Annotated in this window: 19 protein-coding genes; 10 read left to right on the top strand and 9 right to left on the bottom strand. The window is 40.6% G+C overall.

All coding sequences use genetic code 11. The annotated features are described in order from the left end of the window. Positions 1–113: 113 nt before the first annotated feature. The 4 genes from JOD17_RS19055 (at position 114) to JOD17_RS21640 (ending at position 3,383) form a co-directional block, all read left to right on the top strand. Positions 114–1,496 (top strand): MDR family MFS transporter, encoded by a 1,383-nt coding sequence (locus JOD17_RS19055; protein WP_204699565.1) that lies wholly within the window; start codon positions 114–116, stop codon positions 1,494–1,496. A 58-nt stretch (positions 1,497–1,554) separates the two neighbouring features. Next, on the top strand, positions 1,555–2,370 hold the full coding sequence (locus tag JOD17_RS19050; RefSeq protein WP_204699564.1) for a YihY/virulence factor BrkB family protein: 816 nt from the start codon (positions 1,555–1,557) through the stop codon (positions 2,368–2,370). A gap of 1 nt (position 2,371) precedes the next feature. After that, on the top strand, positions 2,372–3,088 hold the full coding sequence (locus JOD17_RS19045; protein ID WP_204699563.1) for a 5-formyltetrahydrofolate cyclo-ligase: 717 nt from the start codon (positions 2,372–2,374) through the stop codon (positions 3,086–3,088). Between the two features lie 178 nt (positions 3,089–3,266). Beyond that, positions 3,267–3,383, top strand: a complete 117-nt coding sequence (locus JOD17_RS21640; RefSeq protein ID WP_204699596.1) for a hypothetical protein — start codon at positions 3,267–3,269, stop codon at positions 3,381–3,383. 216 nt (positions 3,384–3,599) lie between these two features. Here the strand turns inward: JOD17_RS21640 and JOD17_RS19035 are convergent, their stop codons facing one another. Beyond that, the gene (locus tag JOD17_RS19035) at positions 3,600–4,394 is read right to left on the bottom strand and encodes a VLRF1 family aeRF1-type release factor (protein ID WP_204699562.1); all 795 of its coding nucleotides are present in this window, start codon (positions 4,392–4,394) and stop codon (positions 3,600–3,602) included. A gap of 68 nt (positions 4,395–4,462) precedes the next feature. Beyond that, entirely contained in the window at positions 4,463–4,858 is a 396-nt protein-coding gene (locus JOD17_RS19030) for a hypothetical protein (RefSeq protein ID WP_204699561.1), read from the bottom strand. A 220-nt stretch (positions 4,859–5,078) separates the two neighbouring features. Between JOD17_RS19030 and JOD17_RS19025 the strand changes: the two genes are divergently transcribed. Then, complete coding sequence (locus JOD17_RS19025) at positions 5,079–5,237, top strand: FbpB family small basic protein (RefSeq protein WP_152549511.1); 159 nt, start codon at positions 5,079–5,081, stop codon at positions 5,235–5,237. Positions 5,238–5,278: 41 nt separating this feature from the next. On the opposite strand, the gene JOD17_RS19020 is transcribed toward JOD17_RS19025, so the two are convergent. The 7 genes from JOD17_RS19020 to JOD17_RS18990 all read right to left on the bottom strand — a co-directional run bounded on the left by JOD17_RS19020 (position 5,279) and on the right by JOD17_RS18990 (position 9,012). Beyond that, positions 5,279–6,172, bottom strand: coding sequence for an alpha/beta hydrolase (locus JOD17_RS19020; protein ID WP_204699560.1), 894 nt, complete (start codon positions 6,170–6,172; stop codon positions 5,279–5,281). Continuing rightward, positions 6,172–6,606 carry a peptide-methionine (R)-S-oxide reductase MsrB gene (gene msrB, locus JOD17_RS21780; protein ID WP_042420734.1) on the bottom strand — a complete coding sequence of 145 codons (435 nt, stop codon included), beginning with the start codon at positions 6,604–6,606 and terminating at the stop codon, positions 6,172–6,174. The genes JOD17_RS19020 and msrB overlap by 1 nt, the downstream gene beginning before the upstream one ends. Continuing rightward, positions 6,606–7,127, bottom strand: a complete 522-nt coding sequence (gene msrA, locus JOD17_RS21775; protein ID WP_204699559.1) for a peptide-methionine (S)-S-oxide reductase MsrA — start codon at positions 7,125–7,127, stop codon at positions 6,606–6,608. The genes msrB and msrA overlap by 1 nt, the downstream gene beginning before the upstream one ends. Positions 7,128–7,184: 57 nt before the next feature. Beyond that, complete coding sequence (locus JOD17_RS19005; RefSeq protein WP_204699558.1) at positions 7,185–7,823, bottom strand: ribonuclease H1 domain-containing protein; 639 nt, start codon at positions 7,821–7,823, stop codon at positions 7,185–7,187. Positions 7,824–7,919: 96 nt separating this feature from the next. Then, positions 7,920–8,213: a DNA primase gene (locus JOD17_RS19000; protein ID WP_204699557.1), complete on the bottom strand. Its 294-nt coding sequence runs from the start codon at positions 8,211–8,213 to the stop codon at positions 7,920–7,922. A gap of 225 nt (positions 8,214–8,438) precedes the next feature. Continuing rightward, positions 8,439–8,663: a hypothetical protein gene (locus JOD17_RS18995; RefSeq protein WP_042420729.1), complete on the bottom strand. Its 225-nt coding sequence runs from the start codon at positions 8,661–8,663 to the stop codon at positions 8,439–8,441. A gap of 88 nt (positions 8,664–8,751) precedes the next feature. Next, positions 8,752–9,012 carry a hypothetical protein gene (locus JOD17_RS18990; RefSeq protein WP_204699556.1) on the bottom strand — a complete coding sequence of 87 codons (261 nt, stop codon included), beginning with the start codon at positions 9,010–9,012 and terminating at the stop codon, positions 8,752–8,754. Between the two features lie 105 nt (positions 9,013–9,117). Here JOD17_RS18990 and JOD17_RS18985 point away from each other — a divergent pair, with 105 nt between their 5' ends. The 5 genes from JOD17_RS18985 (at position 9,118) to aceA (ending at position 14,883) form a co-directional block, all read left to right on the top strand. Further along, a complete protein-coding gene (locus JOD17_RS18985; protein ID WP_204699555.1) occupies positions 9,118–10,110 on the top strand; it encodes a lipoate--protein ligase in 993 nt (330 codons plus the stop codon). 17 nt (positions 10,111–10,127) lie between these two features. Continuing rightward, on the top strand, positions 10,128–11,066 hold the full coding sequence (locus JOD17_RS18980; protein WP_204699554.1) for an agmatinase family protein: 939 nt from the start codon (positions 10,128–10,130) through the stop codon (positions 11,064–11,066). A 78-nt stretch (positions 11,067–11,144) separates the two neighbouring features. Beyond that, a complete protein-coding gene (gene ytvI / locus JOD17_RS18975; protein ID WP_204699553.1) occupies positions 11,145–12,284 on the top strand; it encodes a sporulation integral membrane protein YtvI in 1,140 nt (379 codons plus the stop codon). Positions 12,285–12,516: 232 nt separating this feature from the next. Beyond that, positions 12,517–13,449, top strand: a complete 933-nt coding sequence (locus JOD17_RS18970) for a peptidoglycan-binding protein (protein WP_239575742.1) — start codon at positions 12,517–12,519, stop codon at positions 13,447–13,449. Positions 13,450–13,617: 168 nt separating this feature from the next. Further along, entirely contained in the window at positions 13,618–14,883 is a 1,266-nt protein-coding gene (gene aceA / locus JOD17_RS18965) for an isocitrate lyase (RefSeq protein WP_204699552.1), read from the top strand. The last annotated feature ends 86 nt before the right edge of the window (positions 14,884–14,969 follow it).

The following is a 14,969-nucleotide window of genomic DNA, read 5'->3' as shown; positions in this document are numbered from 1 at the left end:
TCAAATGAGTACGGCTGACGAATAGTCCAATAACAAATTCTCTGCTATAATAAAGAGAATATTTTTTATTTTATTAAATACTTCGTTACTCGAATCTTTAGGGGATGGAATTGATGAGTGATCCACAAAAATCTAAGTGGGGCGTCTTGTCTGCAACGTTATTTGCTGGCTTTACTGTCGTCTTAAACAATAGTTTAATGAATGTTGCATTGCCTTATTTTATGGGTTTTTATGCACTTACAGCCGTTGCTGGGCAATGGATTATTACAGCGTTTGCTTTAGGTATGGCTTTAATTATGCCTGTTTCAACCTACTTGGCAAAACGGTTTGGTAGTAAAACAATCTTTCTTACAGGGACGATTATTTTCTTATTTTCTTCTTTAGCAGGGTCTTTTTCTTGGGATTTTGCAAGCATGATTGCCTTTAGGCTCGTTCAAGGAATCGGCGGCGGGTTGATCATGCCAATTGCGATGATCATGATCTTTCAGAAATTCCCGAAAGGAGAACGGGGATTTGCAATGGGGATCTGGGGTGTTGCAGTTATGATTGCCCCAACGATTGGACCTACAATTGGCGGCTTATTACTTGAATTCTTTTCTTGGCACATGCTGTTTCTTATGAACATTCCTACTGCCTTGATTTCTTTACTACTCGCCATTAAGTTTTTACAAGAGGACGCACAAAAAGAACGACGTCAATTCGACTGGTTAGGCTTTTTATTCGTAACTGGCGGGATATTAGGAACGTTAATTGGGATCGATGCACTTCAAACGAACGCAGGAGTGTATGTTTACCTACTCATTTTTAGTGGAATAGTATTACTCGGACTTTTTGTCGTCCACGAATTACGGACTTCTGAACCATTACTAGACATTTCAATACTTAAAAACACTGTCTTCTCTGCAAGTTTACTCATACTTATTAACAGTGTTACAGCTATGTTCTCTGTCTTACTTCTCATTCCCATGCTTATTCAAGAAGTGTATGGACAATCGGCATTGTACGCTGGGTTGTTACTGTTTCCTCAAGCGTTAGCGATGGGGATCTCTATGACAATTGGAGGTCGTCTTCTTGACCGCAAAGGTCCTTATCCTGTCATTATGATTGGTGTTATTACGATCACAGTTGTGACGTTTATTCTCGCCTTTTCAATTAATACGACAAGTGTTGCTTTACTCATTACGTTGCTCGTGATTCACGGAATTGCGAACGGTTTTATTAATACTCCGGTCACTACAGCTGGTTTAAACGCCTTACCAGCTGAACACGTATCTGCAGGCTCTGTGTTTAACAATGTAGCGCGCCAAATGATGAAGGTCATTAGCGTTGTGTTGCTATCGATCCTTTATGAAAGTCGACGCAACTCACATCTTGTAACAACTTCTGATGAACTTCAATCTGGACTCGTTGCAATTCAAGAAGTATATATTATCGTAGCAATTTGCCTTGCCATCAGCATACCGATTGTGTTTTACCTAAGAAAAGACTGGCAATGATTGAGATCTTACAAAATTGTTCAAACTACCAAGAACTTATCGTGTGAGGAGAAATTGAATGCTCAAACTGATCGTAGCAATGGTCAAAACGACGTGGGAGCAGAGGTTATTTGATGTTGCTGCTCAAATGGCTTATTACTTTTTATTAGCTTTCTTTCCTTTGCTCATTGTTATTTTAAATATTATTAGTTTCTTTCCAGTTGGAACCGCTGAACTCCTTGAACTTATCTCACCGTATATTCCAGATCAGATCTACTCGTTTATTCAATCCACGTTAAACGACATCTTTACTGATCAACGTGCGAACGTATTAAGTATTAGCTCGATCGCGACAGTTTGGCTCACGTTTCTCGGCTCTTTTGCGGTCATTCGTGCTGTAAACAAAGCTTATCAGCTCCCCCATCCGTCATTAAAGCGAATGGTTGGCGTTGGTTCAATTCTTGTTGTTTCATTTCTTACTGCACTACTCGTCTCTCTTCTCTTTCCTATCTTTGGAGAACCGATTGGGGAATTTATCTTTAGCACATTAGGTGTTGAAAGCTGGCTAGCACCGTTTTGGTCCGTGGTCCGCTGGTCCATTAGCGTACTAGTTATTGGGATTGTGCTCATTATTTTGTACACGATTGTACCGAGTAAGCGAATTAGTTGGCGAGACACATGGCCAGGAGCCCTGTTCGCAACGATTGGTTGGCAGATCGCTTCACTAGGGTTTTCCTTTTATAACCAGTATAATGACTACTCGATTATATACGGTAGCCTAGGCACGATTATCGGTCTTATGGTATGGTTTTTCCTAACTGGATTAATGATTTTACTTGGCGCACAGTTAAATGCGTTACGAATCAATGTTCATAAGCACGAAGGAGAGACCTAATTTGAACGAAAAACAAGCGATACGTGAAAAAGTCTGGACCGACCTTACTGAACAAAAAGCAGGTCGCTTCCCATTTCCACTCGAAGGAAGGATCCCAAATTTCAAAGGAGCAGAAGCTGCAGCAGAGCAACTGTTTCAACTATCCATATATAAAGAGGCAAATGTCGTAAAAGTGAATCCTGATTCGCCTCAATTGCCGATCCGAACACAAGTGATTAAAGACCAAAAAACGTTACTCATTCCTACACCAAGGCTAAAAGACGGATTTGTCGTTATTCTCCCTGGCACAGTACCCACTGGCGAAGAACGAAAAGCAGCAAGCTTAAAGCATATGAATGCCTATGGTAAAGTTACCCCTCTTCATGAGCTACCTGAAATTGATCTCATGCTCATGGGCTCTGTTGCTGTCGACTTTGGCGGTCATCGCATCGGGAAAGGCGCGGGTTTTGCAGATCGGGAATACGGCATTATCCGTGAAATCGGTAACCGAGCGATCCCTGTTGTAACGACCATTCATGAGTTACAGCTCATTGAATCTTCTCTTCCTAGCGCACACTATGATGTCTCAATGGACTATGTCATAACAAATGAACGGATCATCGAAGTTCAGAAAAGCCATAAGTCTACCGGCATAGATTGGTCGATTGTCAGCGAAGACGACTTAGATGAGATGCCTATCCTTAGAGAGTTAAAAGAATTAAAAAGTAGTAACGCTTAGTAGTAAAGCAGCTTCCAAAGTTGTGAGGACTTTGCAAGCTGCTTCTTTTTTAAAAACTCCACAACTCAATCCTTCTCATACCACTTTAAATAGGTGACCCTTATTCAACAGATAACCATCCGCATTATACGTTGTCACATATAAATCACTTTAGGGCAGAGTCCCAAGAGCCGTAGCAATCAGCTCCGCCACTCGACTCGCTTATGTTAGCAATAACTTCGATAATACTGTATCGGTCATTGACCTTGAAACCAATACTGTAATTGCTACCCTGCTTGTAGGCAGAAATCCTTAAGGAATTGCAATTTATTAATTTCCACGTGAATGATCACATGACTAAAAAGTGGAGAACCGTATTAAACGGTTCTCCACTTTTTTAGGTTAATGCTTAGTGTTAAGAAACATCAAGTAAAACCTAAGCAGATCCTAATTATCAATCATGAATATGATTGGCAACTTGCTTCTATAACACAATTGTCTCGGTCACATTCACAAATTCATTTGAGTAAGTCTATGCTTCTTTAAATACCGTGTACACGATGTCTTTCACTGACTTTGAACCAAGGTTCTTCTCAACTCTACCTTGAATATGGTTTGATGAAAAATGTTGAGTGAGTTCCCCGATCATTGGCTTACTTCCAACGAAGAATGCGCCATTTAACTCGCGTTTCTTCATTTCTTGAATAATGACTGGGGCTAGCTTCTTATACCAACGTTGCATGTTCTCTTCAAAACGACGGTCGAATTCGTCATTTGCCGTATCGGCACCGTTCGGTGAACTTGCATGTCCCTCATCGTGTTGAACCCAATCGTCGTTCTCGAAATCCCAACTAAATGTAAACGAATCACGAACTTCACCAAGCGCTGTATCAATAAACGTAACATCGGTTTTCTGAGTGACGATAATGCCTGTTTGTGGATAAGATTTCAGAAGCTCATGCAATTGTTCAAGCTCAGCTTCTTCTTCCCAATGAAACGATGTTTCAACTGGCACTTGCAGTAGATGTGCGGAAAACACATCCCCATTAGCCGTCGTTACAATAACTAAGCCTCGTTGCATATTCGCTTGTTGGTCATTGATGTATGACTCGACTTCTTCAAGTCGCTTCTTCAATTTCTTCACTGAATCAGCGTCTTCGCTCTTCTCTGCGTATTCTATCAGTCGCTTTCGACCATTCTTCAGTCGAATCTTCCATTCGCCTCGATGATGGTTCTGATCTTGAAAATCGGTGTTCAAGTAAACCGTTAATGTTCCTTCTTTGTCTTGTACCTGTTGTAGTTGATCTAATTCTTCTATAAGTGACATATTCTATTCCTCCTACAGCAATAACGTACTGTACTTATTACCGCTCATAGTAAGGAATAAACATCTTTTTATCTTGGGTCCAAGTAAGTTAAATTGTCAGGAGTAGATTGATCATCTTCAATGTTCTTTTGATGTTTGATTTCTTCTGCCGCTGACTTTGCGGTGTCAATGAGGTCCGTTGCTGTCGTTTTTAAGTGTGATGTGTGCTTGGCAATTTGTTCAATCTCTGAGCTTGCAACGGTAACGAGTGAATTTACTTTCGTGCTCGTATCTTTAATTAAAGATCGAATCTCTTCTTGGTTGTCTCTTACAAACTTTCCGGTCTCATCGATAAACTGAGCACCTTCTCGAACGTAACCGATCGTTTTCTCACGTGTTTTCTTATTCGAAAATATATACGCAACAAAAGCTGCAATTCCACCGATGACTACCCACGCTGTCCATTTTCTTCCTTCTTTTGACAAGTTGATCCCTCCATCGTTCAAATTATTGTTTACTTTTCCATATTATACATCGAAACCGCTCTATATTTCACGATTCTTCGCAAATGTTGTCCATTCTTGTACGCTTCGCTAAATTGTAACAATTTATCAATGTTTAATTTTTTGCAAATAGGGTAAAATGATCTTACAGGTAAGTTTACAAATTACCTATTCAATGAATCTATTCAAAAGGACGGGAAACATGCGACGACCATTTAGAACTTCTTTTAATGAACTAGTCGACCAAAATAAACAAGATCTTGAGAGAGACGCTGACCTACTTAACGCGATTGAAAAGCGCGTTGAAGATCGCCAACTCAGACGTTTAAAAAAGTCAAATAATAAGAAAGCTTTATCGTAAGCTTAGATCAGAAGCACACTTTTATAAGAGTGCTTCTTTTTTTATTGTTGAAACTGCCACACAATATGAAAAATCCGACTGTACGTCATTTCTCTAATAGGTGATACCTCGTTTAGTAACTGGTGTTCACCATGTTCAATTAGAATCGGATTTGCTCTAGGAAACTTCTGTTTGTAAACCGAAAGATTATGTTTCCAATCGACCGTTTTATCAGCTGTGCCCTGAATAATAGAAACGGCCTTTTGACTCGGTTGATTAAAAAGAAATTTCTTTTCCCAACTTAGCATTTCTTTGACCCAAGCGATCGGTATTCGATCGCTTTGCAGCGGATCTTGTTGTTGCATCATCGCAAAGTGACCATCACCTGTATTATGCCGAAATTTCCGAGGTACTTCTTCTGACGTCAATTGAACGAGCGGTTGCCCTACTTTCATGAATAGTGAACTCATCGTTCTGACGAGCGGGGAAACGAGGATCGGATGCAAAACATACGGATTGTTTCTTTTTAATATATAGTGAGCAATAATACCTCCACCGGTACTATGACCGAGTAAGAACGGTCTCTTACGATTCTCCGTTTGTATTTGCTCTAACAGTATCCCCAACATTTGATCATAAATATCAAAAGAACGTACAGCATAGCGGTCACCTGACGACAATCCGTGACCTGGTAAATCGATTGCAACGACACGTAGACCGTGTTCTACTGCTTTTGTAAAAAACGGCGCTTGCGCGCCACTGTGGTCCATATATCCGTGTATAAAAACGAGCGTGTTGTCGTATGACTCTGGTGTAAACCAATGAACAATTACGTCTATCTGCTCCACACGCAAAACAGTTTGTTCATATTCTGCAATTGTTGATAAATGATAATGATTAAGATAGCTTTGTTGATCTTGCAAAAAATGAAGACGCTTCTGTTCTAGACGTTCCATTACTTTGAATCCATGCGCGCTTTAAACGCTCCGTAACCTTCTTCTTCTAATCGGTCGTAAGGAACAAATCGAATGGCTGCTGAATTAATGCAATAACGCAAACCCTCTGGTCCTGGTCCATCAGGAAATACATGGCCTAAATGTGAATCCGCTTCTTTACTTCGAACTTCTGTACGACGCATGCCGTGAGTTGTATCCAACTTCTCATTAATCACTTTTTCTTCAACTGGCTTCGTAAAACTCGGCCAGCCACAACTTGATTCGAACTTTTCCTTAGACGTAAACAACGGCTCACCAGAGACGATATCCACATATAATCCTTCTTCAAAATGATTCCAATACTCATTTTGAAAAGGAGGCTCTGTTGCATCATGTTGCGTAACATTGTATTGTATGTCAGTTAACCGCTCTTTTAAATCTTTTTTCTCACTCATTACTCATTCCCCCAGTGTTTCTTAATAAATCCTGCTCGACCTGAGCCTCTTTTATACAGTTGATAGTGAAATGGGTTTTTTAAATGATAATCTTGATGTTCTTCTTCTGCATCATAAAAAATCTTCGCTGGAACGATTGGTGTAATAACCTTACCTTCAAAAGGACCGCTTTTTTCAAGCTGGGTACGTGATTTTTCTGCTGAATCTTTTTGCTCGTCACTATGATAAAAGATTGCCGTTTTGTACGAATCTCCACGATCGTTAAACTGGCCACCAGCATCTGTTGGGTCGATATTCATCCAAAAGATTTCTAGAAGCCGATCATAACTTACAACACCTGGATCAAAGTCAATTTGAATTGCCTCAACGTGACCGGTCGTATCACTACACACTTCACGATACGTTGGATCTTCTGTATGACCACCTGTGTAACCAGATCTCACATTGGTGACCCCCTCTTGTGCTTGAAACGGGCCAACCATACACCAAAAACAACCACCAGCAAATGTCGCTTTTTCCATGACGAAATAACCTCCTCATGCGTGTTCTATATTTTTTCCCATTAACGAAACTTTATGTTACTTCCGTCCATAGTCAGCCTTTATTTCTCCCCAATCTTTCGTTTCCCATTTCAATACTTGGTTTGGGATACCATGTTCATGTAGCCACTCTTCTGCTTTTGAGACATCGTTCCAAATCGGCTTACTTTTTTCATTAACGACAAGTGTTGCCTTCGCTTTCTTCTTGTTCACCCAACCGATCGCTGTTTGTGAATCACTATAGATTGGAACGTTTAGGTTTTTCTCTTTTTGAAATTGGAGCGCGTGGACAATTGCTAGAAATTCTGCCATATTATTCGTCCCTAACGGGTATGGTTTTGTTTTAAATAATACTTGTCCATCTTCAGTCCAAACCCCTTGGTACTCAACAGGTCCAGGGTTTCCATGTGTCCCTGCATCGACAGAAATACTCGTTGTTTCATAATAAATCGACGTTTTTTTCTGGTTCTGGTTCGTTGTATGAGTAGGTTGCTTTTTTTGTGTTGATGCAACCTCACTTTTCCCAGATTGAAACGCTCGTTTAGCTTCCTCATACGTTGGATATGATTTAAAACGGGCGCCTTTGAATCCCTTAACCTCCGCTTCACACTCTGCCCACGTCGTATAAATACCAGGCTTTCTGCCTTTCCAAACGACGTAGTATTTCTTTTTGGCCATAATACGCCCCCCTACTCCCCGTATCATATCATGCTCTTTTTCTTATATTAAAGAAAAGAAGCTCCGTAGAAAATCTACAGAGCTTCGTTCTAACGATTACATATCGTCGTCGTCATCTTCCATATCATCCATGCCATCGTCTTCTAAATCATCATCCATACCGTCATCTTCCATGCCATCGTCTTCGAGGTCATCTTCTAGACCATCGTCTTCCATGCCATCGTCCATGCCGTCATCTTCCATGCCATCATCTTCTGGCGCCATTTCATCGCCACCGTTCATGTCATCGCCTGGCTCACCTGCTGGATCTTCAGCATCGTCTCCACAAGCTGCTAACATCCCTACTGCGAATACTCCTGAAAGTGCTCCGTACAATAATTTCTTATTCATGATATATTTCCTCCTTAAAATTATAAAACCAAATGTACTTTTTTATGGTTCTTGTTGATTGTTCTTGCTTGCCTAGTTAATGTTTTACCGTTTCTGATACTTCTTAAACAGAAAAAAACCCTTTCACAAACTTTCACACGATCATTAGAGATTGTGAGAGATTGTCTCATTTGCTTTGACATTAAAAAAGCTTATGCCCAAATGGGCATAAGTCGTTTCTTTTCTCTACAATTGCCCTCTAGAAGAGAGGTCTTTCACCTTCTGTACTTCTGAAGCTTCTTCTTCATTCGCATAATAAGCATCTTGGTCATGTATGCCTTCAATTTCAGAATCAGTTAGCTCTACCTCTTCATTATCTAAAAGATCTTTCAAGTAGTTATACACTTCATCTAAGTTCTCTTCAGTTAAACGATCGACAAGTTGACGCACTTCATCTTTTGTTACTGCCATTCATTATCATCCTTTCTTGTGCATCTCGTTCCCCCTTTTTGTCGATTCTAATCCTACATTGATTACCATTTCTTGCATTGCTACTTATTTATTCAATTACCTTTCGACCACGAATCGCTTGATCGATCACAAAATATAAACTAAACAAAACAAACGAAGTAAAAACCCCACCAATATAGAAGCGAATGATTCCATTACGTCCAGAATCAATAAATTGGCTCGTTAACGCACCAGCGATTGACGCAATTATCAGAATTAAGACAGCGATTATAAATTCTTTCTTATGAACACGCAATGCATTTACGAGCTCAACGGCATTGTCACGCCAAATTTGACTTAGCGTACCCATATCATCACTCCTTGTTTGTACAAGTATAGCATAAAAGAATCAGAAAACGTGCAATGATGAACAAGCTTTTATACAATAGGAGTAGCACGTAAGGAGGCAAATACAATGATCTTTGTAGATAATCAGAACATTACTGATCCATCACTGAACTTAGCAATTGAGGAATACATCTTAACGAAATTAAATCAAGACGAAACCTACTTATTATTTTATATTAATGAACCTTCGATTATTATTGGCAAGAACCAGAATACAATTGAAGAAATCAATCGCGATTACGTAAAAGACAATCAGTTACATGTCGTACGCAGACTTTCTGGGGGCGGAGCCGTTTACCACGATCTCGGAAACCTTAACTTTAGTTTTATTACAAAAGATGACGGCAACAGCTTTAGCAACTTTAAAAAATTTACTGAGCCTGTTGTGGAAGCGTTAAACCAACTCGGTATTCCGGCTGAACTTAGCGGACGTAACGACTTACACGCAGATGGAAAAAAGATCTCTGGCAATGCACAGTTTTCTACAAAAGGACGCATGTTTAGTCACGGTACGCTTATGCTCGATTCCGAAATTGAAAACGTCGTGTCTGCACTCAATGTAAGTGATGAAAAAATTCGCTCGAAAGGCATCAAATCCATTCGGAGTCGCGTAGCGAACATTAATGATTTTCTTGATCACCCTCTTTCTATGGAAGACTTTAAACAAAAGATCTTATTACACATCTTCGATGGTGATGAGAACTTTGAACGATATACATTAACCGAAGATGACTGGAAACAAATTCATGAAATCTCAAATAAACGTTACAAAAACTGGGACTGGAATTACGGCAAATCCCCGACCTACGATATAAAACGTTCTAAGAAATTCACTGCAGGTCTCGTTGACTTCCGTTTAAAAGTTCGTAAAGGAACCATTACAGAAGCGACAATCTTTGGTGATTTCTTTGGGACAGGTGATGTAACTGATGTCGAAAACGCACTAACAGGAAGAAAGCACGAAGCAAATGATGTTCGCAAAGCTCTAGAAGAGCTCAACATGAAGAAGTACTTTGGTGCCATTGACGTTGAAGATCTCGTTCAATTAATCTCAGAATAAGTGCTGGAGGGATACTCATGAGTGAATATGTTTACGGCAACACACCGACTTTTCTAGGAGCCAAGTGGGCTGTTGATAAAGATGAGCGAGGAGCAGACGTTGTCATTTATGGCGTTCCTTGGGAAGGTGGAGTCACGTGGGGCGATTACACCGGAGTTGAACTTGGACCCAAATCAATGCGAATTGCATCAGCTAGGTACAGTGGCTATTTACCAGAGCTAGATCATATTGATGTGTTCGAATCGCTATCTCTTGCAGATATGGGAGACGTTGATATTATCCCTGCCGAAGTAGAAAATACGATGCATCGCATTTCTTCATTCTCAAAAGACGTATGGAATAAAAATATATTCCCAGTTGCTTTAGGTGGTGACCATAGCATTACGTACCCTATTGTAAAAGGCTGGTCGGAAAGTAACCCTGGTAAAAAGCTCGGAATCATCCACCTTGATGCTCACTATGACAACATGAACGATTATAATGGTGACTTGTATGCACGGAACACTCCGTTTGCAAGACTCTATGAAATGGATGCTGTTGTGAATTCTTCTCTCGTTCATGCTGGTATTCATGGCCCGAGAAATAAACCTGAAAGTGGTAAATTCGCACGAAACGCTGGTGCAATCACAAGAACGGTTAATGAGTTTAAAGAAACGAACGATTTACGTGCACTTGCTCGTGATTTATACAAACAAGCGAGCAAAGACGTCGATGCCGTTTATTTATCGATTTGTAGTGATGTTTTAGATCACGCTTACAACCCAGGAGGCCCAGTTGACACAAACGGTCTAACTTCTTATGAGTTGCTTACTGTAATTCATGAACTTGGTAAACAAGGACTCTGTGGAATGGACTTCGTTGAAGTATACCCTCAACAAGATCCGACCGATTTCTCCTCTCATCTTGCATCTACCGTTATTCTTTATGTACTAGCTGGGCATGCTGAGCGTATATAATAGAATATGATTTGCAAGTCTAGTGAATAAGCGCCGATCCATAACACCTACCCTTGTTGCCGAAAGGGCGATACCTTCATGACTAAAGAACAAGCTTTTGTTGTAGCAAGAGCTGTTGGTGTGTTTATCGCAGCGATTGTTGCATTACTCGTGTCAGCGTATTTGTTTCGCATTTCGTACCCATTTGTTATTGCTGCATTCATTGCTTGGCTTTTCTCCCCGTTGCTAAAGGTGTTAAAGATCAAGTTCAAGTTTCCATCAACACTCGCTTCTTTAACGACTGTACTCATTGGAATCTCTGTACTCGGGGGAATTATTACAGGAATTACGTTTTTGATTATTTATATCGTTCAACAAATTTCTGATCAACTTCCTGGTTGGATTGAACAAGGCGCCATGCAATTGCAGCAAATGTTTAATCAACTGATTTTACCGATATGGCAAGAAATGAATTGGTTTATTCACAACCTCTCTGGCGAGCAACAACAAACGTTGCAGCAAGGGATTACCGAACTAGGTAATCAAGTGGGCAGCATTTTAGGTAACTTCGCCCAATCAATTGCTAACGGTATGACAAATATCGTATCTGGAATACCCGTATTTTTGTTTGCCCTTATCTTTGTTATTCTTGCCGTTTATTTTATTGGTAAAGATATCGGCACGATGAAAGCGAGCTTACAAAGCAGGATTCCAGTTGGCATTCAAACGAAATTCGTCTTGTTTACAGAACAAGTAAAAACGAGGGTTTGGGGATTTATTCGCGCCCAACTAATTCTAATGACAATTACGACAGTGATCGTGTTGATTGGATTGTTAGTTTTGGACGTTGAATACGCGATTACTCTAGCTCTCATTACTGGTTTAGCAGAAATTCTTCCTTATTTAGGAACAGGAACCATTCTTATCCCTTGGGGAATTTATAGCCTCGTTACAGGTGATATTTTCTTAGGCATTTCACTGCTCGTACTTTATGTCGTTGTCGTCATTGTACGTCAGTCGCTTGAACCGAAAGTGTTATCTGTCAGTATGAATCTGAACACGCTTGCTGTCCTTTTCTCCTTGTTTGTCGGCTTCCAAGTTCTCGGTGTAATTGGATTGTTCTTAGGTCCAGCACTTTTGGTCGTCTTAACCATATTAAAAGATATCGGCGTGATTACAGAGGTCGAACAGTTTATTCGACATGGTTTTATCGAAGAAACACCACCTGACAAGAAATAAGCATTAAAGTTCATATTTTCCCGTAAGAAAGCACTGCAATTGCGACAAGGACTAACAAACTCCGACTTTGTTACAACCGAACGATACTTGTAATGAATACATCTCACATATTACAAGGTGTTTTCAGTGCTGTTAAATTGTCCACAAACCTCTTGTGTCCCACTTGATTTACTTGCTAGGATGCTAGTGATAAAACAAGTGACTAAGCACGCCAAGAGGAGGAGTTAGCTTCATGGGGAAATTGAAATTTGTTGAACAGATTCACTGTTCTCATTTTGTTGCAATTGCAGTAACACTCGTTGCACTGCTTTTTGTACCTCTAACAGCAGATGCTAGCGATTTTGGTAGTGAGAATTTGCAAGACGGTATGGAACATGAACACGTTGAGAAGTTGCAAGAGTTACTCGTAGAGGCAGAATACTTATCTGCAGACGATGCAAGTGGAGTCTTTGATTCAACTACACAGGATGCAGTTTCTAGTTATCAAGAAACAAAAGGTTTGCTCGTAGATGGTATTGCTGGCCCCCAAACATTGAGTGCCTTATACAGTCTAGAGAAGGGCGATGAAAATACGCTCGTTGAACATTTACAAAGTGACCTACAAGCATTTGGATATTTTGGTAGCACAGTTGATGGGATTTTTGGACCACTTACTGAAGAGGCTGTAAAAGGATTTCAATCCGATGCTGGACTTTCTACTGACGGCGTTGCTGGACCGAAAACATTTTCAGCGATGATGACGTTTAGTCCTACTGCTACAACAGAGCAAGAACCTGCAACAAGTGAAGAACCTGAGCAAGAAGCGGCATCAGCAAGTACCGAGGAAGCAACAGCTACTGAGTCACAAAACAACAACGCGTCAAGCAGTCCAGAAGGAACAACGATTCAAATGGAAGCAACTGCATATACCGCTTATTGTGATGGATGCTCAGGGATTACAGCAACAGGGATTGATCTAAGAAATGATCCGCATGCCAATGTTGTTGCCGTTGACCCTAATGTCATTCCACTAGGTAGTCGCGTTTACGTTGAAGGATATGGAGAAGCGATTGCTGGAGACACTGGCGGTGCGATTAACGGAAACAAAATCGATCTTCACGTTCCAACTCGTGAAGAAGCACTGAACTTCGGTCGCCAAACCGTAAGTGTAACCATTCTTAACTAATTGATTTCTGAACCTTGATCCTAAGTGATCAAGGTTTTTTTATCGTTCTTTCGTCCATAAATTAAATTAATTGTATGAATTGACGAAAAAGTGTTGCATAACAGAGTTTGTTGTTATATATTAAATAGCATAAGAACTAACTGTTATAATACAAAGGAGTTGGGAAACATGACGACAGAAAAAGAATTACAACAACAGTGGGAAAATGAATCGCGTTGGAACGGAATCGAGCGTCCTTATTCAGCGGAGGAAGTGCTTAAACTACGCGGCTCTCTTGAAATTGAACACACGCTTGCAAAAACAGGTGCAAACAAACTTTGGTCTCAACTACACTCTATGGATAAAGTACATGCGCTCGGCGCATTAACAGGTAATCAAGCAGTTCAACAAGTAAAAGCTGGATTGAAAGCGATTTATCTTAGCGGATGGCAAGTAGCCGCTGATGCAAACATTGCTGGCGAAATGTATCCAGATCAAAGTTTGTATCCAGCAAACTCGGTACCTCAAGTCGTAAAGCGTATCAATAACGCATTACGCAGAGCTGATCAAGTTCAACATATGGAAGGCAAAGGCGATATTGATTACTTCATGCCAATTGTCGCGGACGCTGAAGCTGGATTTGGCGGAAAATTAAATGTTTTTGAACTCGTAAAAGGCATGATTGAAGCAGGTGCTTCTGGTGTTCACTTAGAAGACCAACTCGCTTCTGAGAAGAAATGCGGTCACCTCGGTGGTAAAGTTCTACTTCCTACACAAAACGCCGTACAGAATTTAATTGCAGCACGCCTTGCCGCTGATGTGTCAGGCACTCCTACTGTACTCATTGCTCGTACTGATGCCGATGCAGCAGATTTAATTACGAGTGATATCGATCCTGCAGATGCTGCATTTATCACTGGTGAACGAACGTCTGAAGGGTTCTACAGAACAAAAGCTGGCATCGACCAAGCGATCGCTCGTGGCCTTGCTTACGCACCTTATGCGGATCTGATTTGGTGTGAAACGTCTAAGCCAAGCCTTGAAGAAGCTCAAGCATTTGCGGATGCTATCCATGAGAAATTCCCAGACAAGATGCTTGCCTACAACTGTTCCCCATCCTTCAATTGGGAAGCAAACCTTGATCAAGCAACAATTGAGCAATATCAAGATGAACTTGCAAAGATGGGTTACAAATTCCAGTTTGTTACACTCGCTGGCTTCCACTCATTGAACTACAGCATGTTTGATCTTGCAGAAAAGTACAGAGATCATGGAATGGCAGCTTATTCTGAGCTACAACAAAACGAATTTGCAGCTGAGTCTCGTGGCTATACTGCAACAAAGCATCAACGTGAAGTTGGTACAGGGTATTTTGATGAAGTCGCACAAACGATCTCTTCTGGTACTTCTTCCACAACAGCTCTTGCTGGCTCTACTGAGACTGAACAGTTCTAATACAGTGAGAAAAGGCTACCAATTGGTAGTCTTTTTTTTTTGCTAATAAACAAGAAAGCCCTAGTTGTCTACACTAGAACTTTCTT

The sequence above is a fragment of the Geomicrobium sediminis genome (assembly GCF_016908595.1).
GTDB lineage: Bacteria > Bacillota > Bacilli > Bacillales > Marinococcaceae > Geomicrobium_A > Geomicrobium_A sediminis.
Note: the sequence above shows the minus strand (reverse complement) of the source record. Positions and strands in the feature narration are given on the sequence as shown.